Source organism: Lysinibacillus sp. LZ02 (genome assembly GCF_050613145.1).
In the GTDB taxonomy this organism is placed as follows: Bacteria; Bacillota; Bacilli; order Bacillales_A; family Planococcaceae; genus Lysinibacillus_B.
This window is the reverse complement of sequence record NZ_CP192507.1, coordinates 2,821,423-2,847,870: the sequence shown is the minus strand read 5'-3', so window position 1 is coordinate 2,847,870 and position 26,448 is coordinate 2,821,423. Positions and strand designations below refer to the sequence as shown.

Annotated in this window: 23 protein-coding genes; 20 read left to right on the top strand and 3 right to left on the bottom strand. The window is 38.8% G+C overall.

Annotation, left to right across the window (positions count from 1 at the left end; translation table 11 throughout):
- The first annotated feature begins 371 nt into the window (after positions 1 to 371).
- From ACQQ2I_RS13920 to ACQQ2I_RS13910, 3 genes are read left to right on the top strand one after another with little or no spacing between them, the layout of a single operon-like run.
- Entirely contained in the window at positions 372 to 1,712 is a 1,341-nt protein-coding gene (locus ACQQ2I_RS13920; RefSeq protein WP_431027391.1) for an aspartate aminotransferase family protein, read from the top strand.
- Positions 1,709 to 2,836 (top strand): alanine dehydrogenase, encoded by a 1,128-nt coding sequence (gene ald, locus ACQQ2I_RS13915; protein ID WP_431027390.1) that lies wholly within the window; start codon positions 1,709 to 1,711, stop codon positions 2,834 to 2,836. Before ACQQ2I_RS13920 ends, ald begins: the two co-directional genes overlap by 4 nt.
- A gap of 12 nt (positions 2,837 to 2,848) precedes the next feature.
- Positions 2,849 to 4,240: an aldehyde dehydrogenase family protein gene (locus tag ACQQ2I_RS13910; RefSeq protein WP_431027389.1), complete on the top strand. Its 1,392-nt coding sequence runs from the start codon at positions 2,849 to 2,851 to the stop codon at positions 4,238 to 4,240.
- 82 nt (positions 4,241 to 4,322) lie between these two features.
- Here ACQQ2I_RS13910 and ACQQ2I_RS13905 read toward each other — a convergent pair whose 3' ends face one another.
- Positions 4,323 to 4,895 carry a DJ-1/PfpI family protein gene (locus tag ACQQ2I_RS13905; RefSeq protein ID WP_431030521.1) on the bottom strand — a complete coding sequence of 191 codons (573 nt, stop codon included), beginning with the start codon at positions 4,893 to 4,895 and terminating at the stop codon, positions 4,323 to 4,325.
- A 440-nt stretch (positions 4,896 to 5,335) separates the two neighbouring features.
- Here ACQQ2I_RS13905 and ACQQ2I_RS13900 point away from each other — a divergent pair, with 440 nt between their 5' ends.
- The gene (locus ACQQ2I_RS13900; protein WP_431027388.1) at positions 5,336 to 6,805 is read left to right on the top strand and encodes a protein adenylyltransferase SelO; all 1,470 of its coding nucleotides are present in this window, start codon (positions 5,336 to 5,338) and stop codon (positions 6,803 to 6,805) included.
- Between the two features lie 58 nt (positions 6,806 to 6,863).
- Here the strand turns inward: ACQQ2I_RS13900 and ACQQ2I_RS13895 are convergent, their stop codons facing one another.
- Positions 6,864 to 7,442 carry a TetR/AcrR family transcriptional regulator gene (locus ACQQ2I_RS13895; protein WP_431027387.1) on the bottom strand — a complete coding sequence of 193 codons (579 nt, stop codon included), beginning with the start codon at positions 7,440 to 7,442 and terminating at the stop codon, positions 6,864 to 6,866.
- A 181-nt stretch (positions 7,443 to 7,623) separates the two neighbouring features.
- On the opposite strand from ACQQ2I_RS13895, the gene ACQQ2I_RS13890 reads away from it, so the two are divergent.
- The 9 genes from ACQQ2I_RS13890 (at position 7,624) to ACQQ2I_RS13850 (ending at position 16,315) form a co-directional block, all read left to right on the top strand.
- Positions 7,624 to 8,787 (top strand): thiolase C-terminal domain-containing protein, encoded by a 1,164-nt coding sequence (locus tag ACQQ2I_RS13890; RefSeq protein WP_431027386.1) that lies wholly within the window; start codon positions 7,624 to 7,626, stop codon positions 8,785 to 8,787.
- 13 nt (positions 8,788 to 8,800) lie between these two features.
- Complete coding sequence (locus ACQQ2I_RS13885; protein WP_431027384.1) at positions 8,801 to 9,241, top strand: Zn-ribbon domain-containing OB-fold protein; 441 nt, start codon at positions 8,801 to 8,803, stop codon at positions 9,239 to 9,241.
- Positions 9,242 to 9,256: 15 nt separating this feature from the next.
- Positions 9,257 to 10,465, top strand: coding sequence for an acyl-CoA dehydrogenase family protein (locus ACQQ2I_RS13880; RefSeq protein ID WP_431027383.1), 1,209 nt, complete (start codon positions 9,257 to 9,259; stop codon positions 10,463 to 10,465).
- Between the two features lie 14 nt (positions 10,466 to 10,479).
- Positions 10,480 to 11,601 (top strand): acyl-CoA dehydrogenase family protein, encoded by a 1,122-nt coding sequence (locus ACQQ2I_RS13875; RefSeq protein ID WP_431027382.1) that lies wholly within the window; start codon positions 10,480 to 10,482, stop codon positions 11,599 to 11,601.
- Between the two features lie 58 nt (positions 11,602 to 11,659).
- Entirely contained in the window at positions 11,660 to 13,390 is a 1,731-nt protein-coding gene (locus ACQQ2I_RS13870; RefSeq protein ID WP_431027381.1) for a class I adenylate-forming enzyme family protein, read from the top strand.
- 13 nt (positions 13,391 to 13,403) lie between these two features.
- On the top strand, positions 13,404 to 13,841 hold the full coding sequence (locus tag ACQQ2I_RS13865) for a MaoC family dehydratase N-terminal domain-containing protein (protein WP_431027380.1): 438 nt from the start codon (positions 13,404 to 13,406) through the stop codon (positions 13,839 to 13,841).
- Positions 13,842 to 13,853: 12 nt separating this feature from the next.
- Positions 13,854 to 14,282: a MaoC/PaaZ C-terminal domain-containing protein gene (locus tag ACQQ2I_RS13860; protein ID WP_431027379.1), complete on the top strand. Its 429-nt coding sequence runs from the start codon at positions 13,854 to 13,856 to the stop codon at positions 14,280 to 14,282.
- A gap of 648 nt (positions 14,283 to 14,930) precedes the next feature.
- Entirely contained in the window at positions 14,931 to 15,572 is a 642-nt protein-coding gene (trhA, locus tag ACQQ2I_RS13855; RefSeq protein ID WP_431027378.1) for a PAQR family membrane homeostasis protein TrhA, read from the top strand.
- Positions 15,573 to 15,721: 149 nt separating this feature from the next.
- Entirely contained in the window at positions 15,722 to 16,315 is a 594-nt protein-coding gene (locus ACQQ2I_RS13850) for a hypothetical protein (RefSeq protein WP_431027377.1), read from the top strand.
- A gap of 149 nt (positions 16,316 to 16,464) precedes the next feature.
- Here ACQQ2I_RS13850 and ACQQ2I_RS13845 read toward each other — a convergent pair whose 3' ends face one another.
- Positions 16,465 to 17,706 (bottom strand): L-lactate MFS transporter, encoded by a 1,242-nt coding sequence (locus tag ACQQ2I_RS13845; RefSeq protein ID WP_431027376.1) that lies wholly within the window; start codon positions 17,704 to 17,706, stop codon positions 16,465 to 16,467.
- A gap of 507 nt (positions 17,707 to 18,213) precedes the next feature.
- On the opposite strand from ACQQ2I_RS13845, the gene ACQQ2I_RS13840 reads away from it, so the two are divergent.
- The 7 genes from ACQQ2I_RS13840 to ACQQ2I_RS13810 all read left to right on the top strand — a co-directional run bounded on the left by ACQQ2I_RS13840 (position 18,214) and on the right by ACQQ2I_RS13810 (position 26,374).
- Complete coding sequence (locus tag ACQQ2I_RS13840; RefSeq protein WP_431027375.1) at positions 18,214 to 18,717, top strand: sigma-70 family RNA polymerase sigma factor; 504 nt, start codon at positions 18,214 to 18,216, stop codon at positions 18,715 to 18,717.
- Entirely contained in the window at positions 18,704 to 19,852 is a 1,149-nt protein-coding gene (locus tag ACQQ2I_RS13835) for a hypothetical protein (RefSeq protein ID WP_431027374.1), read from the top strand. The genes ACQQ2I_RS13840 and ACQQ2I_RS13835 overlap by 14 nt, the downstream gene beginning before the upstream one ends.
- Positions 19,853 to 19,990: 138 nt before the next feature.
- Positions 19,991 to 20,503: a hypothetical protein gene (locus ACQQ2I_RS13830; protein WP_431027373.1), complete on the top strand. Its 513-nt coding sequence runs from the start codon at positions 19,991 to 19,993 to the stop codon at positions 20,501 to 20,503.
- 487 nt (positions 20,504 to 20,990) lie between these two features.
- The gene (locus ACQQ2I_RS13825) at positions 20,991 to 21,515 is read left to right on the top strand and encodes a D-glycero-alpha-D-manno-heptose-1,7-bisphosphate 7-phosphatase (protein WP_431027372.1); all 525 of its coding nucleotides are present in this window, start codon (positions 20,991 to 20,993) and stop codon (positions 21,513 to 21,515) included.
- Between the two features lie 1,133 nt (positions 21,516 to 22,648).
- A complete protein-coding gene (locus tag ACQQ2I_RS13820) occupies positions 22,649 to 23,773 on the top strand; it encodes an endospore germination permease (RefSeq protein ID WP_431027371.1) in 1,125 nt (374 codons plus the stop codon).
- Positions 23,739 to 25,232 carry a spore germination protein gene (locus tag ACQQ2I_RS13815; RefSeq protein WP_431027370.1) on the top strand — a complete coding sequence of 498 codons (1,494 nt, stop codon included), beginning with the start codon at positions 23,739 to 23,741 and terminating at the stop codon, positions 25,230 to 25,232. Before ACQQ2I_RS13820 ends, ACQQ2I_RS13815 begins: the two co-directional genes overlap by 35 nt.
- Positions 25,229 to 26,374, top strand: coding sequence for a Ger(x)C family spore germination protein (locus ACQQ2I_RS13810; protein ID WP_431027369.1), 1,146 nt, complete (start codon positions 25,229 to 25,231; stop codon positions 26,372 to 26,374). Before ACQQ2I_RS13815 ends, ACQQ2I_RS13810 begins: the two co-directional genes overlap by 4 nt.
- Positions 26,375 to 26,448 lie beyond the last annotated feature (74 nt).

Sequence of the window (26,448 nt, the reverse complement as noted above, 5' to 3'; positions counted from 1 at the left end):
GCGGTCACTTTCCCCAGATGAGGTTGAGCCTCCTCGTCGCTCATTTTTCACTCCATGTGCTTTTAGAGAAGAGAAATGTTTTTCTAAAATATCGAGAAGTATTCACTTTTCGCCGTAGCGCGTCATAGCCACAGAAGCGCGGAGGCTACGGTACCACTTAAGTTTAATCTCTCTTACTATTTTTCTCATATGTTTAGGATGTATTTTTACTCATTACAAGTATATAAGTAGAATTTGTTCCTTACAGAAGCAAAGGCTTTTGGTTAGGAATAATTAATGAAAATTAGAAAAAAAATCCTTTTTATAAACAGTTGGCATAATAATTGCTTCTATAACAATGTAAAAAACTTTTAGAAAGCGGGTTGGTTACATTGACGATTCAATTAAAAGAAGATTTAAAAAAGTTAGATCAAAAGCATTTTTTACACCCGACTACATCTGTTGAGCAACAGCAACTAGATGGGCCAGCAGCGATTTTTACAGAAGGTAAAGGGATTTATTTAAAAGATATAGAAGGCAAAACGTACATTGATGGGATGTCCTCTTTATGGAATGTAAACGTAGGGCACGGTCGTGAGGAAATAGCAGAAGTCGCAAAAGAACAAATGGCTAAGCTAGCATTCAGTTCATGCTTTGCAACATTTAGTAATGAACCGGCTATTTTATTAGCAACTAAAATTGCCGCATTAGCACCTGGTGATTTAAGCACTGTATTTTTTACGTCAGGTGGCTCTGAATCAAATGATACAGCAATCAAATTGGCACGTCATTACTGGTTATTAAAAAGTCAACCGCAACGCCAAAAAATTATTTCCCGTACGCATTCTTATCACGGTGTAGCAATGGGGGCAACGAATGCAACAGGATTACAAGCATTTCGGGATTTCACAAATTCACATGCACCTGACTTCCATTATGTATATAAAGATTCACCGGATCATTTACGTGAAACAATTGAAGCTTTAGGACCTAAAACGGTAGCGGCGTTTATTTCTGAACCAGTGCAAGGGGCGGGAGGCGTAAATGTTCCGCCTCAAGATTATTTTAAGGAAATTCGCCAAATTTGTGATGAATACGGCATTTTATTTATCGCGGATGAAGTCATTACTGGATTTGGTCGTACGGGGAAAATGTTTGGCATGGAGCATTTTGGGGTAGTGCCAGATATGATGTCATTTGCTAAAGGGGTATCGAGTGGGTATGCTCAGTTAGGCGGTGTCATCATTTCCGAAAAAATCCATAAAGACCTTTGTGAATTATCGAAGGGAACATTAATGCATGGTTACACGTATAGTGGGCATGCCTTAGCTTGTCGAGTAGGGCTAAAAAACATTGAAATCGTTGAGCAAGAAGGATTAGTTGAAAATGCAGCTAAAATGGGCGAAGCACTGCTAGAAGGCTTTAAAATGCTACAAGAAAAATATGACTTTATTAGTCGTGTTCGTACATTTGGCTTACTAGGAGCGATTGAATTAGCAAAGAGTTGTGAAACAGGCGAGTTATTTGATACGCCACTAAGCCCAGTTTTTGTGCAGGAAACAATGAAGCGAGGGCTCATTTTAAGAACGGTCACATACGATCAGGACACAGTCGTATTCTCGCCACCGTTAATATTATCAAAAGCAGAAGTAGATGAAATGATACGTATATTAGATGAGACATTTGAATATGTGCAAAAAAATTATGTTCAGAAAGAGGTGAAGGTTAAATGATTATCGGGATTCCTAAAGAAATTAAAAATAATGAAAATCGAGTGGCGATGACACCAAGTGGCGTTTTTGAATTAGTGAAAAATGGTCATACGGTAAAAGTTGAGACAGATGCAGGGCATAGCAGTGGCTTTACGAATGAAGCTTATCAAGAAGTAGGAGCTGAAATTGTGGGCTCGGCTAAGGAAGCATGGGATGTAGAAATGGTGATCAAAGTAAAAGAGCCGTTACCAGAAGAATATGGCTTCTTTAAAAAAGATTTAATCGTATTTACGTATCTACACTTAGCACCAGAGCCAGAGTTAACAAAGCAGTTAATGGAAAAAGGCGTTACAGCCATTGCTTACGAAACAATTCAGTTACCAAACGGAGCACTACCGTTATTGATGCCAATGAGCGAGGTAGCAGGTCGTATGTCAGTACAGTTAGGTGCTCATTTTTTAGAGAAGCATGAAGGTGGTAAAGGGATATTGTTAGGGGGGGTTCCAGGTGTACCTCCAGCGAAAGTAGTCATTATAGGCGGAGGAATTGTTGGGACGAATGCGGCTAAAATGGCTGTTGGTGCAGGGGCAGAGGTCACAATCTTAGACACAAACATAGAGCGTCTTCGCCAATTGGATGATCAATTTTCAGGTCGTTTAAAGACGCGCATGTCTAACACATTTAATATTGCGGAAGAAATGAAAGAGGCTGATTTATTGATTGGTGCGGTATTAATTCCAGGGGCACGTGCACCACGTCTAGTTACAGAGACGATGGTGCAAGAAATGCCAAAAGGATCGGTCATTATCGATGTAGCGATTGACCAAGGTGGTTCTATTGAGACGATTGATCGCATTACAACACATAGTAATCCAGTATATGAGAAACACGGTGTTCTTCATTATGCCGTAGCGAATATTCCAGGGGCAGTAGCCCGTACTTCCACGATTGCTTTAACGAATGTCACGGTACCTTATGCATTGCAAATTGCCAATAAAGGTTATAAAACAGCGGCCATGGATAATGAGGCGTTAGCGAAAGGAATTAATATTACTAGTGGAAAGATAACGTGTGAAGCTGTAGCAAAAGCACACAATTTTCTATATACATCATTAAAAGAGTTACTACAAACTGTAGCGGTTTAGAGGAGGGGTTTTATGACTACGATTATTAAAGAAATTCGTCAGCAGTTTAATCCTGCGTGCCCATCTGAATGTGTAGGGCAAGTAGAGCTCATGTCAATTGAGGAAACAAAAGCAGCTTTAGCTGCGGCCCAAGAAGCATTTGAAGGATGGAAAAATACGTCATCTGTTGCAAGAGGGGACATTTTACGTGTAATGGCACAATTACTGGAAGAAAATATAGATATCGTTGCAGAAACGGCCTCTAAAGAAATGGGAAAAACAAAAAATGAAATGATCGGAGAAGTAAAACGTGGCGCTTCGATTTTACGTTACTTTGCCCAAGAAGGGATGCGTTCCACGGGTGAAGTACTGCCATCCGTAAGCGAAGCAAAGCTGTTATATACAAAACGTGTACCATTAGGCGTTATTGCAGCCATTACACCTTGGAATTTTCCTGTAGCGATCCCGTTGTGGAAAATTGCACCTGCGCTCGTATATGGAAATACCGTTGTATGGAAGCCTTCTATTGAAGTGGCGTTAACAGGAAAGCTACTCGGCGAATTATTTGAGAAAGCGGGTTTGCCAAAACATGTGCTTCAAGTTGTTCAAGGCCGGGGTTCCACAGTAGGGCAAGTGTTAGTAGAAGCGCCTGAAGTAAAAGCGATTACATTTACGGGTTCAAATGGTGTAGGGCAAAATATTTTAAATACTGTAGGTCATACAAAGAAAAAAATCCAACTAGAGCTTGGTGGAAAAAATGCGGCGATTATTTTAGCCGATGCAGATTTAGATGTAGCTGCTCGTTTAACGGTAGAGGGGGCGATGAAGCAAACAGGTCAGCGCTGTACTGCTACGAGCCGGGTGTATATTGAAGAAGCAGTGTATGAAAAAGCGTTAGAGAAAATAATAGCGGAAGCGAAAAAAATTGAAGTCGGTGTAACAATGGGTCCCGTTTCATCTAAAGAGCAGTACGCTAATATTTTAGCAGCGATCGATAAAGCGAAAGCGGAAGGGGCCACATTAGTAGTAGGTGGTACCGCTACGAAGGGAAAGAAGGAAGGGTACTTTATTGATCCGACGATTTTTACAGATGTCAATCATACGATGTCTGTCGCATGTGAGGAAATTTTTGGTCCCGTGTTAGCTGTGATGAAGGTAAAGGATTATGAGGAAGCAATTGAGCTATCGAATGATACACAGTTTGGGTTAAGTGCCTCCATCTATACGACCAATATACAAAAAGCTTTTGATTTCATAGAACGGAGTGAAGTAGGCCTTGTGCAGGTGAATGATGAAACAGGTGGCGCGGAACCACAAGCACCATTCGGGGGCATGAAAAATTCAAGCACCGGGGCACGCGAACAGGGGCAAGCTGCAAAAGAGTTCTTTACAACAATCAAGACAGTAACGATTAATACGCGATAAAATATAGCCTTTGAATAAATAGTAAAACGAAAAAACAGTTGGGAGCTACCCCAACTGTTTTTATATATCGTGATGAAATCAATTAATAAGATTCAACAACAGAACCTTCTAGTAAAGTGATAAATTCTTTCATTAAACCTGGTAAATCAGGCCAAGCATGTCCACTTACTAAATTTTCATCGACATGCAGATTTGTGTCGATATACGTACCGCCAGCAACTTTTACTTCTGGTTTACAAGCGATATACGCTGTGAGCTCACGGTTATTTAGTACTTCTGGAATGGTAGCGAAAATTTGGGCTGCATGACAAACCGCTGCAATCGGTTTATCGGTATCGAAGAAATGTTTGACGATTGCCGGCACATGCTCATTCAAACGAATATATTCAGGTGCACGACCACCTGGGATAATGAGCCCATCATATTGTTCTGGCTTAATGTTTTCAAATGCTTCATGTGCTTCAAGCCCATATGCTGGACGTTCAATATAAGTATCCATGCCATCCACAAAGTCATGTAAAACAGTTTGTAGCTTTTTTACTGAAGGTGCAGCAATTGTTACATCGAAGCCTGCTTCTAAACAGCGGTAATATGGATAATACACCTCTAGTGCTTCTACTGCATCGCCAGCAATAATTAAAACCTTTTTACTCATCATTTACGCCTCCCAATAATATGATACGCTACTTAACTTCTCCATATAATGGAATGAATCCTGCTGAAATGGACAGAAAACGAATTAAAAATCATGGCGAGTAAATATACAAAAATATATTATGATCTAAGTAACCGTTGCTTTCCGCTCCGGCACTCGCTTTCCACGGGCGAGCATCAAGCCTCCTCGTCGCTCATGCTTCGGTGCTCCTGTCGCTACGCTTTCATTTAATATCTTTTACTATTTACCTGGTATTTTTAGGATGTATTTTTGCTCATTACGAGTTCAAACTTCCATGTGAATGAGTTTAATTAAGTGAAGAGATACTAACGAAGTGATGGATTTCGTTGACGTGCAATACAAAATGCTTGTCCTATACGGATCAATTTAAATAGACTAAAGAAAAGGTAGCTATTTGTGTTAGCAGAAAAGAGGATTAAATGACAAATAAAGAAAAAAGTATTGGTTGGCATTTTGACAACAGTTATTTAACATTACCAACGTTTTTCTATTCAAACATCGAGCTAAATCCTGTGTCAGCACCAGCATTAGTTGTGCTGAATGAAGCGGTAGCAAAAGAGCTTGGTCTTGACTCTGTGCAATTGCAAACAGCAGAGGCAGTCGCTATTTTGGCAGGAAATGAGATGCCAAAAGGGGCCGCGCAAATTGCACAAGCATATGCAGGACATCAATTTGGCCATTTTACGATACTTGGGGATGGACGTGCAGTGTTAATCGGAGAACAATTAACGCCAGAAGGAAAACGTTTCGATCTTCAATTAAAAGGTTCAGGTCGAACACCGTATTCGCGTCGCGGGGATGGTCGCGCAGCATTAGGGCCGATGCTACGAGAATATATTATTAGTGAAGCGATGCATGCACTGAATATTCCAACAACACGAAGCCTTGCGGTGATTGCGACAGGCGAGCCCGTTTTTCGTGAGCAAGAGCTTGAAGGGGCTATTTTAACAAGGGTCGCATCAAGCCATATTCGTGTTGGGACATTTGAATATGCGGCTAAGTATGGGGAAGTAGAAGATGTACGCAAGTTAGCGGACTATACGATTACGCGCCATTACCCAGAGTTGACTCACAGTGAACATCCATATTTAGCTTTGTTTGAACAAGTGATGCAGCGTCAAGCGGAGCTCGTTGCAAAATGGCAACTTGTCGGGTTTATTCATGGTGTGATGAATACGGATAATGTAACGATTAGTGGTGAAACAATCGACTATGGTCCATGTGCTTTTATGGATACGTATCACCTCGATACTGTTTTTAGCTCAATTGATGCACAAGGGCGTTATGCATATGGTAATCAACCACAAATCACGGGTTGGAATTTAGCCCGTTTTGCGGAAAGCTTATTGCCATTAATGCATGAGGATATAGAACAGGCAGCTGACATGGTACAAAAAAAGCTAGACAACTACTCGGGTTATTTTTATGCAATTTGGCTTTCAGGAATGCGTAATAAGTTAGGGCTTATGACGGAAGAAAGTGAAGATGCACAACTTATGAAATCATTATTAGTTACGATGCAAACATATGAAGCGGATTATACAAATACATTTCGTGCATTAGTAGACAATAATCGTCCTGCTACACCATTTTTCTTATCCGATGAATTTTTAGCTTGGGAGCAAACGTGGCAAGAACGCCTAATAAGACAAGGTACAACATTTGAAGCCGTCCAAGCATTAATGAAGCGTAGTAATCCAGCCATAATCCCGCGCAATCATCGTGTAGAAGAGGCACTGACAGCAGCTGTTAAAGACGGGGATTATACAGTCATGGATAAGCTTCTCGAAGTATTATCTAATCCTTATGAACTTTCGAAAGAAAATGAGCGATTTGCAACGCCACCTCATGCAGATGCAGGTCCTTATCGAACATTTTGTGGTACGTAATAGTAAATGAAAGCAAGTTGAGTGAAGCGATGACGTTCACTTGACTTGCTTTTTATTTTTAATCAATCTGTAAGTTTTTGTACTCTAGAATTTCACTAATTGTAAGGCGACTGATGAGATTGGCTAAGTAGTGAATAGAGTAAGGGGTATCTTTCGTTAACCATTCAATAATTGTACCGACCGTACCATAAGCAATATGGTTTGTCATAATACGAGGTAGTCCATTACCTGTATGAATAAAATTTGAAAGAATGTTCGTAAATTGTATTTGGAACTGGTGTTGTTTCAGAAGTACAGCATAGAAGTCAGCATTTGCATGAATATGTTCTAAAAATTGAACTGTAATATCGAGTGGTTTGTTTTGATAATAGTAATCTTTTAGTAACTTTTTAAAGGAATATATATTAGCTTTCTCTAACGTTGTGGAAAGCTCCAACAATAAATCTGCAGCGATGGCATCGTATAAATCATACTTGTCTTGGTAATGTAGGTAAAATGTCGAACGATTAATGAGTGCCTTATCTACAATTTCATGCACTGTAATGTCCTCAAATGACTTCTCCTTTAACAATGTAATCAGTGCATATCGAATTAATGGTTTTGTAACAGTCTTTTTTTTCATCGTTTTTCTAGACATTACATTTTCCCACCCCTCTAAAACTGTCTATGTATCTTCTTTATATAGACAATTATAAACATTCTGTCTATTTAAAGACAAATGTTATGTTATTGGTGTTTGAAGAAAGTTTAATTTACTGAATATAATGAATATAGAAACTGAAATGTTACGAAAATATGAACAAATGGGAGGTTTTTCTATGTGGAATCTATCAAGTAAATATGCAATTGCCGGAGTTGGTGAAAGCGAACGCTCTAAAAATTCTGGGACAACCCCACTTCACTTAGCATTACATGCATCTCGCAATGCACTTGCCGATGCAGGTTTAGAAGCAAAAGAAATTGATGCTGTGATGAGTTATTCAGAGCATGATTCATGTACATCACATCAAGTAGCTACATACTTAGGTGTCCGTCCACGTTACGTGAAAGACATTGTGGGAGGCGGTAGTAGTACGGAGTTATTAATTGGTGATGCGATTGCATTAATTGAAGCTGGTCAAGCGAATACAGTATTAATTTTCCGTGCCATGAACGGTCGCTCTGGCATACGCATGGGTGGAGGCAACTGGAGTACCGATTTGCTGCAAAATGCGATTGATGGGGGAAGCTTCATTATTCCATACGGTATGGCAAGTCCATCCCAATGGTTTGGCATGTTTGCGACACGTCATATGCATGAAGCAGGTCTTACACAAGAGCATTTAGGACATGTATGTGTGAGTTTTTATGAGCATGCACAACGCAATCCGAAAGCAATGCTACATGGTAAGCCGCTCACGATGGAGCACTACTTACAAACAGCACATTTAAGCTATCCGTTTACAAAGCATGATTTTTGTTTAGAAACAGATGAGGCAAATGCAATTATTGTCACAACAGCAGAGCGAGCGAAAGATTGTAAATCTCGACCTGTATATATTAAAGGTCTAGTCGCACGTGAAATGCATCCACGTTCACATTATTGGGCGGATTTAACGCAAGTCGCAGCAGATTATGTTGGTGAACGTATTTATGAAAGTGCGGGCATTCAACCGGAAGATTTAGATGTAGCTTCGATTTATGACTGCTATAGCTGGGTAGTGCTTCGTCAGCTTGAAGCCTATAAAATCGCACCGCGTGAAGGCTTAGGGGAGTTTGTGGCACAAGGTAATTTAAAAATGGGTGGTAAACTTCCATCCAATACAGCGGGCGGTATGTTATCAGAAGGTTATACACATGGCATGAATAATGTGTTAGAAATCACGCGCCAATTGCGCCATGAATACAAAGGAACAGACCGCCAAGTGGAAGGGTGCGAACTTGGTTTATGTACAGGGTGGTTAGGACCAGATGGCGCGGGTGCATTAATTTTAAGTAACTAAGGGGGAAAACACAATGACGATTGAAAAAACGAGCACGAAATATGAAAAACCAATTCCGCTAAAAACACCTGATAATCAGCCTTATTGGGATGCAGCGGACAATCACGAACTGGCGATTCAATGCTGTGGGGATTGTCAACAGGTCATTCATCCACCGGGACCGGCTTGTCCACATTGCGGTTCGCCAACACTGGAGTGGATTCATTATGGCAGTGATATCACTGGGGAAATCTATTCCTTTGTTATGACATACGTACCGATGTTACCAGGCTTTCAACATGATTTACCAACGATTATTGCACAAGTAGCGGTTGATCAAGTAGAAGGAATCCAAATTACAGCGAATATTATTAACGCCAAGCCCGAAGATATCGCTATTGGTAAAGCAGTTAAAATGACATGGATTGATGTAACAGAAGATCGTGCTTTACCGCAGTGGGAGTTAATCGGATAACAAGGAGGGGTTCTCATGGATTTTGCATTTACAAAAAAAGAAGAAGCGTTTCGTTTAGAGATTCGTTCATGGCTTGAAGCAAACTTACCACAAGGATGGTTAGATGGCACATATAAGCAGCCAGAAATAGAAGAAGACCGTATTCAATTTTTAAAAGATTGGCAGCGCAAGCTTCATGAAGGTGGTTTAGCTGCCATTGCTTGGCCAGAACAATTTGGTGGGCGTAATGCGACGTTAATGGAAGAAATTGTTTTCCAACAAGAAATGGCGCGTGTCAAAGCGCCTCCGCTTATCAATTATGTAGGTACACATATGGTAGGACCTATATTAATGCAATTTGGGACGGAACAACAAAAGCAAGAGCATATCGAAAAAATTTTAACAGGTGAAACAATTTGGTGTCAGGGCTATTCTGAACCGAATGCGGGTTCCGATTTATCCGCCCTTCAAACACGTGCTGTCAAACAAGGCGATAAATGGCTCATTAACGGTCAAAAAATTTGGACGAGTTTCGGACATGTGGCGGACTATTGTTTCTTACTGGCACGCACAAGTAGTGTGCCCGAAAAAAAACATAAAGGCATTACTGTATTTTTAGTAGATATGCATCAGCCAGGTATTGAAGTCGTACCGATTGTTTCGATGAATGGTGAACACGATTTTAATGAGGTGTTCTTTACGGATGTTGTAGCGTATGACCATCAAATTGTCGGGACAATTGATGAAGGTTGGGGTGTTACGATGTCACTGCTAATGCATGAACGTACGGGGATTGGCGGCCAACTTTTCACATTGCAACAGCAGTTCGAGGATTTTGTGAAAATGGCAAAAACAACGCCTTCCATTATTGAAAATCCGATTGTACGCCAAAAAATGATTGAGTTATATGCGAAAACGAAAGGTGCCTTATTTGGTTATTATAAAAACTTAACGAAGCAATTAAAGCAAGGTTACCCGGGTGCTGAAAGTTCAATGGATAAGCTCATGGTAGCAGAGTTAACGAAGGAATTATTTGCATTTATTCAATCCGTACAAGGTCCAGAAGCTGTACTTTGGAAGGAAAGTGCACCACATGATACGTATTGGCAAAATGGTTTCTTAACATCATTCGGCATGACGATTGGTGGCGGAACGAGCGAAATTCAGCGCAATACGATTGGTGAACGCATTTTAGGGTTACCAAAAGATATAAGTCGTGAAAAAGCAGGCAATCAGGTCGGATAAAGGGGGGGACGGATATGGATTTCTCATTAACAGAACAACAAGAAGAATTCCGTAGCTATGTGCGGAAAGTATTAACACAAGAAAGTATTACACAAATTGCACGTCATTTTGCAAGCGGTGATGAAACGGCACTCACAAAGGCACACGATAAACTAACGGAGCTAGGTGTCATGGGCATTTCGATTCTTGAAAACTATGGAGGCATTGAACTAGGTGTCATTGACTTGATTCCTGTAATGGAAGAACTCGGTCGTGCCGTTATGCCTGATATTTATGCAGAGACATTGGCATTTGCAGTGCCGGTATTAGTTGAGCATGGGACAGAGCAACAAAAAGAAAATTATTTATCATCGATTGCAGAAGGTGCTAGCTTACTAGCCCTTGCTTGGTTAGAGCCGAAAGGGAAGTATTCATTTGATACAGTGAACACAACTGTATCAAAGGCAGCTGATGGTTTCGTTTTAAATGGAACAAAATCACTTGTTCGTCATACAGCACAAGTGACGGATTTTATCGTGCTTGCGAAAGATGATCAGGATGAACTACGTATGTTTATCGTCCCAAAAGAACAAGTGACGAAAATGGAAGAACAACAGAGCTTTGATGAGACACAGCGATTTGTCCAATTAACGTTTGATCACGTTGTTCTTACAACAGAACAGCAACTAGCGGCCGATGCAAATGTGGAGAAAGTAATAGAAAAGGGGTTATTATCACTGCTTGTAGCTATCAATTCCATGATGATTGGTAGTATGGACCGTTTAGTCGATATGGCAACAGAGTACGCAAAAATTCGCGAGCAGTTTGGTCAACCAATCGGACGCTTCCAAGCGATTAAGCACCGCCTTGCAGACTTAAAGGTCATGCTAGAAACAGCACGTGCATTAAGTCATTATGCGACATGGACAGTTGAAAACGGAAGTGAAGACTGTATAGAGGTTGTGTATAGTGCGAAGGCGCTGTTAACGGATAGTTATATAAAAATTGCAGCTGAAAGTGTACAAATTCACGGCGGCATCGGTTTCACAGAAGAGTTAGACTGCCATTTATATGTAAAGCGTTCACGTATTTTTGAAAATTATTTAGGTTCTCAATATGATACTCGCGAGCGTGCAGCCCTTGCTTTAGGGTGGTAGCTTTTTAGATATTGCATCATCGGTTTTGGAAGGCATTTTATGAAATGGAGTGGATAAAATGGCAGTACAAAAGGATCCGAGATTTTTTAATAATGCGCTTCCGGAGAGGATTGATATACCGGAAGTACCAATTGGCAACATGTTAAAAGGAGCCGCAACGGAATATGCAGATCACTGTGCTCTTATCTTCCATGATGTGCGAATTTCATATAAAGAGCTATATGCAGAGTCTTTAAAGCTTGCAAATGCACTACACGATCTTGGATATGGCAAAGGCGATGTGATTTCAACGTATTTACCAAATAGCATTCAATACGTGATTGCTTACTACGGTATTTTGTTGTCAGGTGCAACGTACTCTCCTATTAATCCATTCAATCCAGCGAGCGAAGTAGTATACCAAATACAAGATACCAATGCAGTTGCGGTCATCGCACATGAATCTTGTGCAAAAAATTTACTAGACAAAACATTACAATTGAAGTTAAAGGATGTCATTGTGACAGGGACAGATGAGATCGACGGCATCAATGGACGTACGGATATGAGTCCATTTAGTGCAAACTGGTATAGCTTAAACGAATTGAAATCACGCTACGAAGCACGGGAACTACAAGTGGCTATTCAGCCAAAAGAAGATATCGCTACGATTTCGTATACTGGTGGTACAACGGGGCAATCAAAAGGTGTACTAAGTACGCATTATAACTTTGTCAGTAGCTGCTTAGCCTCTAGTGCAAGTATGGGCATGTTACCACATATCGATGCGGCTGGTGGCGTCACGGTGAAAGCGTATACAGCAGAAGAGGAATTTGTCAAAGAATATCCGATTATACCCGGTAAAAGCGTCCTCATGAGTCCTGCGCCCCTCTACCATGTTTCAGGTTTAATGGGTTCTATCGGGGTTGGAACAGTACAGGGCTGCACAGTGATTTTAATTGATCAGTTACATCCTGTAACATTCATCGAGAACATTGAAAAATATAAAGTAACGCAAGTGGCAGGCGCGCCGCAGTTATTTAATGGATTACTACTGAGACCACAGCTACAAACAACGGATTTATCGTCCGTTAGAAATGTTGGTTCGGGTGCAGCACCGATGTCTGCTGAAATGCAACGTAAACTCCAAAAATTATTTAAAAATGCCATCGTTTCAGAAGGGTATGGCTTAACAGAAGCTACGGGTTCCTGTGTGCAAACGGTTGCATTTAAATCGGGAGTTCGTAAACCTGGATCAATTGGTCTACCAATCGTGAATACGGAAGTGAGACTCGTGCCAGTAGATGGTAGTAGTGAGCAAGAAGTGCCAAGAGGTGAGAAGGGCGAATTATGGGTACGAGGTCCGCAAATAGCAAAAGGATACTTAAATGACCCTGAAGCAACGACTAAGACATTTAGCAATGGCTGGCTTCGGACAGGGGATATTGCTGTACGTGATGAAGACGGTATTCTCACGATTGTGGATCGCAAAAAAGATATGCTCATTTATAACGGCTATAATGTGTATCCACGTCAATTAGAGGAATTATTATATGAGCATGAGGCTGTTCAAAGTTGTGTCGTCATCGGTGTACCAGATGACCGAGTAGGAGAGACAACAAAAGCTTTTGTTGTTTTAAAGCCGGGTGCAACGGCTTCACTAACAGACATTCAAGAATTTGTGAATAGCCGTGTTGTACACTATGCAAAAATTCGTGAAATCGAGCAGTTAGATGCATTACCAATGACGGCAGCAGGGAAAATTTCACGCATCGCTTTACAAAAGCTAGAGGCATCGAAGTCGAATTAAAGGGGGAACGGGTATGGACGTGACAAAGGAACATATCGGTCTTGCAACCGAGCGTTATCAAGTAGAGATTGAAAAAGGGCATATTCGCCGTTTTTGTCAGGCAATTGGTGATACAAATCCACTCTTTTTAGATGAAGAGCAAGCTTCGCAAAGTGCCTATGGTGGGATGATTGCACCGCTCACATTTCCAGTTGCGTTAAGCAATGAATCCGCACAGTTACCACTGGAACTAGATTTCCGTCGTATGCTGCACGGGGAACAGGAGTTTATTTACTATAAACCGTTGCGCCCAGGAGAATCATACACAGCGCAAATGAAAGTAGCGGATATATATGAGCGGGAAGGAAAAAGTGGCACTATGCAATTTATCGTATTAGATACGGAACTGCGTGATGCCGATGAGGAGCTCGCTGTTGTGAGTCGTACAAATATTATTTACCGTGCACTGTGAGGAGGGAACGATATGGCAATTACAGAACAATCGATTGATGTTGTCGTTTTTGAGGAGTTACAAGTAGGTCAATTATTACCGAGTTATCAAAAACCACCGATTACGAAAGTGCAACTTGTCAAATATGCAGGAGCATCAGGTGACTTTAATCCGTTGCATACAGATGATGCCTTTGCGCAAAAAATTGGGATGCCAGGTGTGATTGCACACGGTATGCTCGTAATGGGCTTTTTAGGTGAGTATGTGATGAAGCTAGCGGGAGACGTCGCACAAGTCAAACAGTTTTCGATGCGCTTTGGTGCGATGACATTACCAGGGGATGCCATTACATGTATCGCACAAGTAAAAGAGATACATGAACGTGAAGTAGTATTAGAGCTAACCGCACAAAAGCAAGACCAAACAGTAGTCGGTTCAGGTAAAGCGACATTGTGTTTTTAAAATGAATCCATTTCATACAAGTATAATAGTTTGATAAGAAGAGAGCCTTCTTTTCAACAAAAATCATCTTCACAGTACTTTGAGTGAAGATGATTTTCTTTTTAGTTCAGTGCAATTATTTGAGAAATCATCTTAAAACTGTCGACATTGAACGGTCAAAAAGCTAGCATATCCGAGCAAAAAGCCGTTGTATCAGGTCAAAACAACCTGGAGCGAGCAAAAAGTTGCTGCATCCGGTCTAAACTTTGCCGTATCCGAGCAAAAGCCCGCAGTGAACGGTCAAAAAAGCTACGGTATCCGAGCAAAACATTGCTGTATCCGGTCAAAACAACCCGGAGCGAGCAAAACCTTGCCGTATCCGAGCAAAAGCCCGCGGTAACCGGTCAAAAAGCTACGGTATCCGAGCAAAAAGTCGCTGCATCCGGTCAAAACAACCCGGTGCGAGCAAAACTTTACCGTATCCGAGAAAAACCCTTGGATGCGCTTCTACCCGTAGCGGAATATGCGGTCGATTACATATCTTGGTGAAGACCTCATAATGATAAACATTAGTTTAAAACCATTATAGTTGTCATCTATTTTTAGTGACATGTGGCGGTACTCTGATTCCTCGCATTTTTGCATAATGTATGTAAGAGGTGATAGACGATGACACAAGCAATCGTAATGGAATCTGGGTATAGCAGAAAAGAGGAGTTTTGGAATGCTGTAACACATGGCTTAGGTTGTATATTAGCTATACCTGCACTCGTACTGTTAATTATAAAAGCGAGTGGCAACGGATCAGTCATTGAACTGGTCAGCTATATTATATTTGGTATCTCAATGTTACTGTTGTTTTTAAGCTCCACGTTATATCATAGTATTCCAGTGAACAAAAGTTTGTTTAAAAAGCTTGATCATAGTGCTATTTTTTTATTAATTGCAGGTACATATACACCTATTGCCCTTGTTGCGATTGGCGGGAAGCTTGGATGGACAATTGTATGGATTGAGTGGGGCTTAACGCTGATTGGTATTATTTTGAAACAATTTTTTGTTTATCGTTTTAAAGTAGTATCCTTGCTTATTTATATAGGGATGGGATGGCTTGTTATATTTGCGTATAAACCAGTGCTTGCCCATATTGGAACAGAAGGCTTTTTAACATTATTAGCAGGCGGTATTTTTTATACGTTTGGTACGTATTTTTATAAAAATAAACGGATTCCATATAATCATGCAATTTGGCATTTGTTTGTCCTTGCGGGTTGCGTGGCAATGTTTATGAGTATTTATCTTTATATTTAATCGAAGGGCTGTTTTGTAAGTATCTACTTGCAGGACAGTCGTTTTTTATTTTTAATCTCATTTTGTGTAACCGGAATGAGACTTTAAATAAGCATTTTGCTTTATAATAGAATTTACATATAACGTAGTATAAAAAGTAGGTGAATTTTATGTCGTTTTTTAAACGTTTGTTTCAAACACCAGAGGAAGAACTATCATTTATAGATTATTTAGAGAAAATCGATGCTTTAGTAAGACCAAGCATTAACCCAAAGGATTATCAATATAGTGAATTTTTCTTGCGTAATGATTTTAAATTTCATACGGAGCATGGTTATTCATTGGATCAAATGCGTGAAAAAACATGGATCACATCACTTGTCATGTATAAGAAAAAGCGGGGTGGTATCGTGTGGAAAGGTTCTATTAAAGAACTTCGTGATGTTTATGCGTCGCCAATCATTCAATTTGCGATGAATGAACTAACGCCACTACTGCAAAAAATGAAAACAACGAAGCATGATATAGAACATTTTGAAAGTGTAATTGAATACGAGGAAACAATTCAAAATATTTATCAGGTGCTAAATGAAGCGGAACAGAAAGAAGGAGCTAACGCCGTATTCATGAAGTCGATTGAACTACTTCAGCATGTGGTTCGTACTATCCAAGCAGAGTTCCAACAATTAGAGCAAGAAGAAACAAATGAATTACTAGAACGTCTCATATTAGAAGAAAAGTATGTGAAGCGAAATGATAAATAATGAGGAAGCTAATGCAAAAGGAACTAAATTAGAGGGAATTTCTCATTTATTTAAGTGCGAACAATAGTTAGCAGCCACTATTGTTCGCTGAATGCTGTAGGAGGCAAAATTACAGAATTCGTATGTTCCATTTTAGCTTCCTCATCTACTTATATAGCTGAAGCCTCTTGTAATTGTTCTACTTTCTGTTTCTTTTTAGCGACATCACGACGAATCCATAATGAAATACATAGGGAAATCGCAATTAAAACTGAAAATGTGTAGAACACTGGAGTATAGCTATTTGTTGCATTGCGAATCGTTGATACAATTAGTGGACCGAAAATGCCACCAAGTGACCATGTTGTTAATAAGTAGCCATGAATTACACCAAGTTGCTTTGTACCAAATAAGTCACTCGCAAAGGCAGGCAAGTTCGAGAATCCGCCACCATAACAACTAACAACTAAGAAAATCAATGCTTGGAATACTAACACATTCGTTGTAAATGGTAATGACACGAATGCAATGAGTTGAATGATAAAGAAAATAACAAATATATTATGACGACCGATATAGTCTGAAGCCGCTGCCCATAATAAGCGACCACCACCATTAAATAGTCCCATTAAGCCAACCATTGCTGCTGCTCCTGCAACAGATAAACCAACAACTTCTTGTGCCATTGGAGAAGCTACTGAAATCATCATTAGCCCCGCTGTTACATTAATTAAGTGCATTGCCCAAAGCATCCAAAAATGTTTTGTACGAACTGCTTCACGAGCGGATAGTTGTGCAAGTGCTTTGCCTGTCGTACTGTATTTTGATACGTTTAATGCCCCTTCTTGCTTTGGTGGTGCAATATATAAAGCACCTAGTAACATTAATGTAAAATAACTAATTCCTAAAATGAAGTATGTGTTTGAAATACCAAACTGCTCCATTAAGTTTGTTGCTACAGGTGCTGTAATCAGTGCCCCTGAACCAAATCCTAAAACCGCCATGCCTGTCGCTAAACCGCGGCGATCTGGGAACCACTTCACAAGCGTTGAAACAGGTGAGATATAACCAATCCCCATCCCAAGACCGCTTAGTAAGCCGTAAGTACACCAGTAAAGTACAACGGAATCAATCGCAATTGCTACACCAGCTCCTGCTTGCCCTAGCCCAAATAATACCGCAGCAAGCATCGCAGATTTCCGAGGACCTTGCTTTTCAACGAAGCTACCAAATAAAGCGGCAGAAAATCCTGCAAGCCCCATCATGATTGTGAAGGCGATTGTTACATTTGTTTCGCTCCAACCCATTTGTGTTGTAATTGGATTTTTATAAACGCTATATGCATAAGCCCCACCGATTGACAAATGGATGGCGATAGCCGAAAGCGCAATTAACCATCTATTTTTATTCATAATTTCTCGTTTTCCCCTTTATTTCGTAGTTGCCTGAATTTTTTCGCGAATAATTCTAGATATCAAGATACCATCAAGTGTAATAATTGCGCAATAGTTTTTTTACATAAAATAGTTTCGTGGAATAGAAAAAAAGGATCTTTTTGTAGAATAATTTGAGTGTCTAGTTGTTTTATAACAGAAGAGTAATGTAGCTTGTAAACGCTTAATTTAAAAGGATTTGGTTGTTACATAGGAGATATATAACAGGGCTAATAGTAATGAATAAAACAAAAAAATGGAACGAAAAAAAATTTTTTTGAATAAAAGAGAAAATAATGTCTTTATATAAAAAAACAATTTTTTTTGAGAGATGTAGGTAGGAGAAACATATAAGTAAGATGAAGTTTATAAAAGGTTGTGTATAAAAATGCGCTAACAGGAAACTGTAAAAAATTTTTAAAAGAACTTGAACGGTTTTTTTGATTATGGTCGTCTAAGGAGTAAAAGCGAAGGTGGTGACATTATTTGAGAAGGCTAATTGAAGAATACGGAGAGTATATTTATCACTTTGCTTACTTATATGTGAAAGATAAGCAAGTTGCAGAAGAAATCACTCAAGACGTATTTTATACATACAGTGTGAAAAGTAATCAGTTTCGTGGAGAGGCGTCGATTAAAACATATTTAACACGTATCGTAATTAACAAAAGTCATGATGAATTACGAAAAATGAAAAGGCGAACGATGTTACAAGCAATCTTACCATTTACGAAAACAGCGTGTTCAGCAGAGCAAGAAGTATTAGTTAAAGTTCAAGGGAGGTCATTAAAGGAAGCGGTTTGGAATATGCCTGTACATTATAGAGAAGTAATAATTCTTTATTATTATGAGGAATTTGCGATAAAGGAAATAGTAAGTCTACTTGGTACTTCAGAAAATACGATTCGGACGAGATTAAGAAGAGGGCGCAAGCTATTAAAGCAACAATTAACAGATGAAGGGGAAGTGTTACTAGATGGGCAATTTTAAAGAACAGTTACGCCGTGAATTGCAGCAAGATGCCCCATTTACCGAGGAAGTAAGGGGGCGAATCGTGCTGAGACAGCCATTAAGAAAACGTGGATGGTATATTCCAGCGGTTTCCTCTATGTTTATAGTGATCATTGCTCTATTTATTTTCCTCATGATTACTCGGCAACCCATCACACCGTACACCGTCTTAGCATTGCCTAGTAATGTATATGAACTAGTGGCATTGTTAAAGAAAAATGAGGTCGTATTGCCATATATAAAAGAAGAAACGCCCGATCAAGAAATTATTTTCCCTGATGACTCCTATATAAATGGTTATCAGCAAAGATTTGAGCGTTTACCGATGATTGTGGAAAAGTCGTCAACTTATGAAATTGGTGACTATGTAATGTTGGACGAACATGGGTTGATGAAGGTAGCACAAATAGTCGGAACAGCTGGTGATACAGTGGCGTTGGAAGAAGGAAGTGTAACCGTGAATGGTCAATCGCTTGCTTTGCCGAATATGGTAGGAGAAGTTCTTTCTGCAGAAGAACTCATAGTAGAGCAAAGTGCCTATCTCGGTAGTTCGTTAGCTTATACAAATGAACAACATGTGACTTTTAACAAATTAGCACGCGATGAACTGGTTGTGGCAAAAAGCCTGTCGTTAGAAAAATGGACATTAAATCATGTGAAAGGGAAAGTCGTAGCTATTCAGCAAATTACACCAACGTATACACTAACAGAAGAAGAGCAGCAACTGTATACACAATTTAAAGAAAGTCATCAGCTTGAATTATTACGTGACGTGTCTCCTATTACGATTGCTAAACTGTATGTAACCTCTGATTTAAAGCGAGATAATAGAATGAATTATGCGTTGTTAACAAATAAAGAGGAATATATTGCATGGTCGTTAAAAGAGCATCTAACACATCAATCAATCCATGCTCTCCTCAGTACACTAGAGCTTGAACTACTACATGCTTATGAATTTAGCGGGCTAGAGCGCGGTAAATTTATAGAAACGGAAGAAGGTTACGGCTATATTGATTTTACGCTCGTTTACCAACCTAAAATACAGAGGGGCTTTCAAATGGTTCGAAATGATGAAGGCATTTGGCAAGTAGCTTTTATGCCGTTGCAATAATTAAAAGTTGTATAGAATCCCTACGTAACTTTTTTAGCATTTCCACGTACACTAAAGATGTACTTTTCTAACCTATTAACATCACGTTATAATAAAATAACTAGATTGTTTGATAGACGGAAGGAAAGGAAATCGACGATGAAAAGACTTGCTACGATTTTAGTTTTAGCGTTTAGTCGCTGGGGGCTTATTGCATTTACTATATATTACGCTACATTTTATATAATTATTTTAAACGTATTTCCTTCTCAATTCGTGGATTTTGTGGCACAGGCAGTTAATCCGTATTATGTTGCAATTCGTTACGTAAGTATAGCTGTAAATATCGTGATGTGCTTCATAGTATTTCGATTTTTATGGAAGTATTTACAATATCAAAGTTATGCCATTCGTAAAAAAACATTATCATTTGTCATGGCAGCTAGTTTGATTCAGCTATTGAGTTTTTTTTGTTATACAAACATACCACTAGAGTCGCTTACCAATACCGAGCAATTAACAAATTTACAACAAGTATTTTTCAGTTATAAATTATACATTGTAGAATTAGTGGCATTATTTTTTACAGGTTATGTATTAGCCTTTTACATCGGTGCATTATCCCGCGTCAAGTTTTTAACGGATGTTATGCTGGCACCAAAAAAACGTTAAATTTTAACACGCGTGTTGATTCACCTTTTATTGTTAAATAGAGCATTAGAATACGTTGATTTCCGCTACGGCTGACTCGCTTTCCGCAGGCACGGCTTCAACTAATTTATTTCGGCTATTGCCGAAATAAATGGATTTTCAGCTCGTGCTTTTCCTGCAGGAGTCCAGTCGCCTCCGCTCCAATCAACGAGCAAGCGCCTTTTATCAACTATTTCACTAAAAAAACATGCTAATTACCTACCTATATTTGTATAATCAACACATCTGAAATTTTAATAAACTACACGTGCATTGTTAAGCGAGTTTAACAGTGAGCGTGTAGTTTTTTTAGTAGAAAATAACGTATTGGATAGCAAGAAGTGAAGTAACGACTAAAAAGTAGATACATTTTCTTTTTCTTATGCATAATGAAGGAGCTTTCATTAAAAAATAGACATAGAGGTAATGAAGTTCTTTTATTTTATAAATAGAAAAAGGTGTGAAGTAAGTGAAGAAAGCGATATTTTTAGACCGTGATGGTGTCATAAATGAAGTGTTAACGGATCGTGTGAAATTCGTTAATAAGCCCAAAGATTTGTATTTTTTACCAGGGGTGCCGGAAGCCATCAAAAAACTAAATGAACACTTTGATTATGTATTTGTCGTGACAAATCAAGGGGGTGTTGGTTTAGGGTTTATGAAGGAATCCCAGCTACAAGAAATTCATCAATTTATGATGTTCCAATTAAAAAAGCAAGGCGCGATTGTCCATGAAGCAGTATATTGCCCCCATAAACCGCGTGCTAATTGTGAATGTCGTAAACCTAAAAGTAAATTGATTGTCGACCTTGCCCAAAAATACGAGGTAGATTTATCGCGCTCTTATATGGTGGGCGATACAGATACTGATATCATTGCTGGAAAAAATGCTGGAACAAAAGGGGTGTTTTTAGGGAAAAGTGATCCACTTGCAGATGCGGTATTTCCAAGCCTTATTGATGCAGTCGATTGGATTATCGCAGATGCACAATAAATTATACTGAAAATTCCATCATATGTAGCGCTCATTTGCTTTTAGAGTGTTGCATTTCTGAAAAGAGAACACCTTCTCTTAAAATAGGGGGCTCGTACTAACATTTTGTGTCCGCTATTTTAACAGCAAGCGTGTATTTTTTTACTGTCAGTTATTAAAATGAATGATTTTTGATGCTCCGATAATGTCATATAGCGAAATCGGTATACAACTTAATTTAAAATAAGTGTTAAATCGGGACTATTCACCTAAATGGCACTTATCCTTATATAAGTTGTATATCAAAATCGGCAACTGCCGATTTTGCTGTTTTTAAAGTGAGCGCATAATTTTTTTTATTAAAAAATCGCAAGTCGCCACCTATTTTTACTGCAATGGAGAGGGATTTATGATGGATGCCCCTATTATAAAGGCACGTATCCACCACTTTAGATTACGATCTACTGTTCAAAAAAGCTTGATTATTTTCGTTTTTTATCTAAAAAGTAGCCTTTTTCCACCCTCCATGGAAGCTTCCTTTTTAGTAAATTTCCCTCTTTTTTATCACGATAGCTATTTTTTGAGTGCTCTATTTTGAATGAAAACATTCATTTTTTCACCGAAATGCAAGCAAATGGAACGGTTCGCAAGCGATATATAGCTACTGGCTATAAGTAAAACCATATTGTGAAAACACTCATCTGCTTAAAGGTATAGCTTTGCATCAGGTGTGTTGATTATCAAAATATTTCCTGTATAGAAGTGTGTTTCCTTAGCGAAAACGTAATCAAAAATGACTTGCCAGTTGATTGAAGCGGAATCGGCGAGACTCCTACGGGAATAGCATGAGCTGAAGACCCCGCAGGAGCGAGGTACGAGCGACGAGGAGGCTGAGGCCATGCCCGTGGAAAGCGCGCCGAATGGAGCGGAAATCAACGGTTCACACGATTCTATTAATAATAAAAGGTAAATCAACACGCTTGGCTTTGCATATATGGTTAGCCCTCATTTTGTTATAGAACCGATATGAATGGATTTATTGTGTGTTATGCATGATGTGTACAGAAATGGATGGAAGTTGATTTTTTAGCATATCGAATATTATCTTCATGTACTGACAATACTAAAATGAAAATGAATGTTAGGTAGATAATATGAATAAATCTGTGAAATTTAGTATGTTACACGTTGTTTTTTTATGTATGACTGTTATCGGACTGAAAAATCATGTGACGATTTTACCTCCTATTTTAGAAGAGGGAAAGCGTGACGGTTGGATGAGTGTCTTAATCGCAGCGGGCATTCTGATTCCATGGTTGTTGCTCTTGGCTGTTATTACAAAAAGGCTAGGGAATCAGTCATTTATGAGCTTGTTAGAAAAAAAAAGTGCGTCTATTGCATTGTTTGTTAAATGGTTCATTAGTTTATGGGCTTTATTGTTAGGTGCTTTTACGATGGTTGAAATGCTTCAATGGATCAACACAACATTTTTACCAACAACACCGATGTTAATTTTATTTAGTGTATACTTTATTCTTTGTGTCACGCTTGCTACAAGAGGCTTACAAACAATGGTCATCTTGAATGTTGTCGTATTATTTGGTGTAATTGTATTCGGATTTCTAGTAGCGTTTGTCAATATGAGAGTAAAGGATTATAGCTTGCTTCAGCCAATGCTAGAGCATGGAATGGAACCGGTGTTATTAGCGGTCGTTTTTCCAGCGGCAGGATTTACTGAGCTTTTATTGTTAATTTTTATTCAACATCATGTAAAGAGTCAAATAAAGTATAAGCATTTTGTCATTATGTTACTTATACTTGTTGGTCTTACGATGGGACCATTAATCGGGGCGATTGTTGAATTTGGTCCTGAAGAAGCGTCTAAACAGCGCTATCCAGCTTATGAAGAATGGGGATTAGCGGGGATTGGCGAATTTATTAGTCATATGGATTTCTTATCGGTTTATCAGTGGATGACTGGGGCATTTATACGTATTGGTTTTTACGTATATATTGTGACAGAGCTTTGGAACGTGCAGAAACAAACTAAAAAGGTGTGGTACTATATAGCACCTCCTTTTGCTATTATTTGTCTCATGTTAATGCTAGTAGATGAACAAACATTTTTAATCATCAATAATTATCATTTTTTAATTTCCACATGTATTTTATTACTACTGCTAGGCTTTATTTTTGCTTTACTTACGGGGCGTAAAAAGGGACGTAGGCAGGAGGATATAAGTGATGCAAAACAAAAACAAGGTGATTACGTTCAATGAGCTGAAGCAAACCTTTCAACATTCTAGCGATGTGAAGTTCCAGCATTTTGTTTTTAAAAATGAAACGGTGCATATCGTTACGTGTGAAGCAATGATAGATGAACGATTACTATATGAATTTGTGATTCCTGAGTTAAAAAAAACGGTGGAAAATTTTAATAGTGACCAACAAAATAATACTGCCGTAGAAGAGAGCAACAAGAATAATAAAGGGAATCAAAATATCGAAGAAGTATTGCCACTTCCTCAATTGCAGAAGGTGACAGATATTGATAGTTGTATTTCTCTAGTATTTAGCGGTCAGTGCTTAATACTACTTACAAACAATCAATTACTGTTAGCTGCTAATATTGCAAACAAACCAAACAGGAGTCCTGAAGAAACAAATCTTGAGGTAGCAATCAACGGGCCACGGGATAATTTTATAGAGGATATTAGTACAAATATCGCCCTTATTCGAAAGCGACTGCCTACTAATTCTCTCGTTGTGGAAAAAGTTCAGGCTGGTGTAAGGTCAAAGACAAATATTGCTATTCTCTATTTTGATGATATTGTCGATAAAAAAATTTTAGCAGAGATCAAGCAGCAAATTCAAAAGATTGATGTAGATGTTGTTTTTTCAGGGAATATCCTGATGGAAAGTATTAATAATGGCATGTTTGCTTTTCCACGTTGTGATTATACTGGCCGTCCAGATTCTGTTGTACAAGCATTGACAAGAGGGCGCTATATCATCTTCGTTGATGGCACAGCATACGCCATTGTCTTGCCAATCAATTTTTTCGCGCTTCTTAAATCGGGAGAAGATAATGAAACGACCGTCCTGTATAGCTCGTTTGAACGTGTGTTACGTCTATTAGGCTTGTTTATAGGCTTATTACTTCCTGCATTTTGGTTAGCACTTACGACATTTCATCAAAATCAAATTCCACTTCAATTATTAGCGACAATTGTACAAGCGAATACGGGTTTGCCGTTCCCATCAGCACTTGAAATGCTAATGATGCTTTTGTTCTTTGAGCTGTTCAGAGAGGCCGGTTTACGGCTACCATCAGTTATTGGTGGCACAATTAGCGTTGTAGGGGGGTTGATTATTGGGGATGCAGCCATTCGTGCTGGTGTTACGAGCCCTGCAATGGTTGTGATCATCGCCATCTCGACTATTGCTGTTTTTACCCTTTCTAATCAATCCATCATGGCAACAGTAGGTTTGCTTCGGATTGGCTTTGTAATGATTACAGCGTTTTTTGGACTTTTCGGTTTTTTTGCTTCTCTTTGTTTTACTTTAATGTATGTAAGCCATATTAAGGTGTTTGGTGTTCCGTATATTAATATTACGGCGGATTTAAGTATACAGTCCATTGCAAAAACATTATTTCGATTAGGACCAACATCCTATAAAAAGAGACCGGGTATGTTAAAGCCAAAAGATAATACAAGAAGTGATGATGCAAAATGAAGAAATGGTGGATTATTTTTCTAAGTACAATCATACTAGCGGGTTGTTGGGACATGAAAGAACCTGAAAGAATGTATTATGTGTTTGGTGTAGGTGTAGATTATGTTGACGGAGAATACGTGCTCTACATGCAGCTAGCTGATTTTACGAATGTGGCAAAAAGTGAGCAGCCTAACCCAGAAGCGGTTCAAAATGAGATGGGAACTGCTCGTGGTAAAACGTTAGATGAGGCAATTTTTAATTTGTATGATTCATTGGATATGCGTCTATTTTGGGGACATTTATCTTTTATTGTATTGTCAAAAGCAGTTCTTCAAGAAGGTGGAGCAAATGAGGTTGTTAACCTTTTTAATCGGTATCGGGAAACAAGGTATCAAATCTGGGTATATGGAACAGAGTCTAATTTATCGGAGGTAATGTTGGCAACACCCGTATTAAATAAATCCGTTTCTCTTTCTAAATTAATTATACCGCTTAATTCTTTTTCCCAAGAGTCATTTCTGATACCAATCAATTTTCGTCAATTTATTATGGCATTAAATCAACCAAATTACACTGTAGCGATACCTTATATAAAAATATCTGAGAATTGGAAAAATGAAAAGGAAACGCAAAAGAAAATTGAATTTGAAGGGGTTGCCATTACAGAGCCAAATGGGTTAAAAGCAATTTTTAAAGGGGATGAAATTGATGGTTTGCCGTTTATGAAGGAAGAAACGGAGCGAGGGGAGTTAACTTATTTCATTGATGGTGCGCCTGTAACGGTAGTTGTAGAAAATATTGTAGTTGATGTGAAGGCAACAGTAAAAAATGAAAAGTTTGTATTTGATATTATAATCAAGTTGAATGCTATTGCGAGTGACTTCCACACAGAGATTACAAAGAAGCAAATCAAGGAAACGGTTATAGAAGAAGTGAAGAAAAGAGTGAAGGAAACGTATGAAAAAGCGATAAAAAAGGATATCGATATTTATAATTTATCCAACTATGCATACAAACAACACGTAAAACAGTGGAAACAAGTAGAGAAAGATGGACAAGTGCCACTTGATGAAGATTCGATCGCTTCGATTGAAGTATATATTGAAAAACTAAGCGCAGCACGTAAAGAATTTACAAAAACGATTAAAGAAAATAAATAACTTGGCTAGCACTTACGACGAATGATTTTAAATATCAGATGTGTTGACTATACAAATACTAGTAGATCATAAGC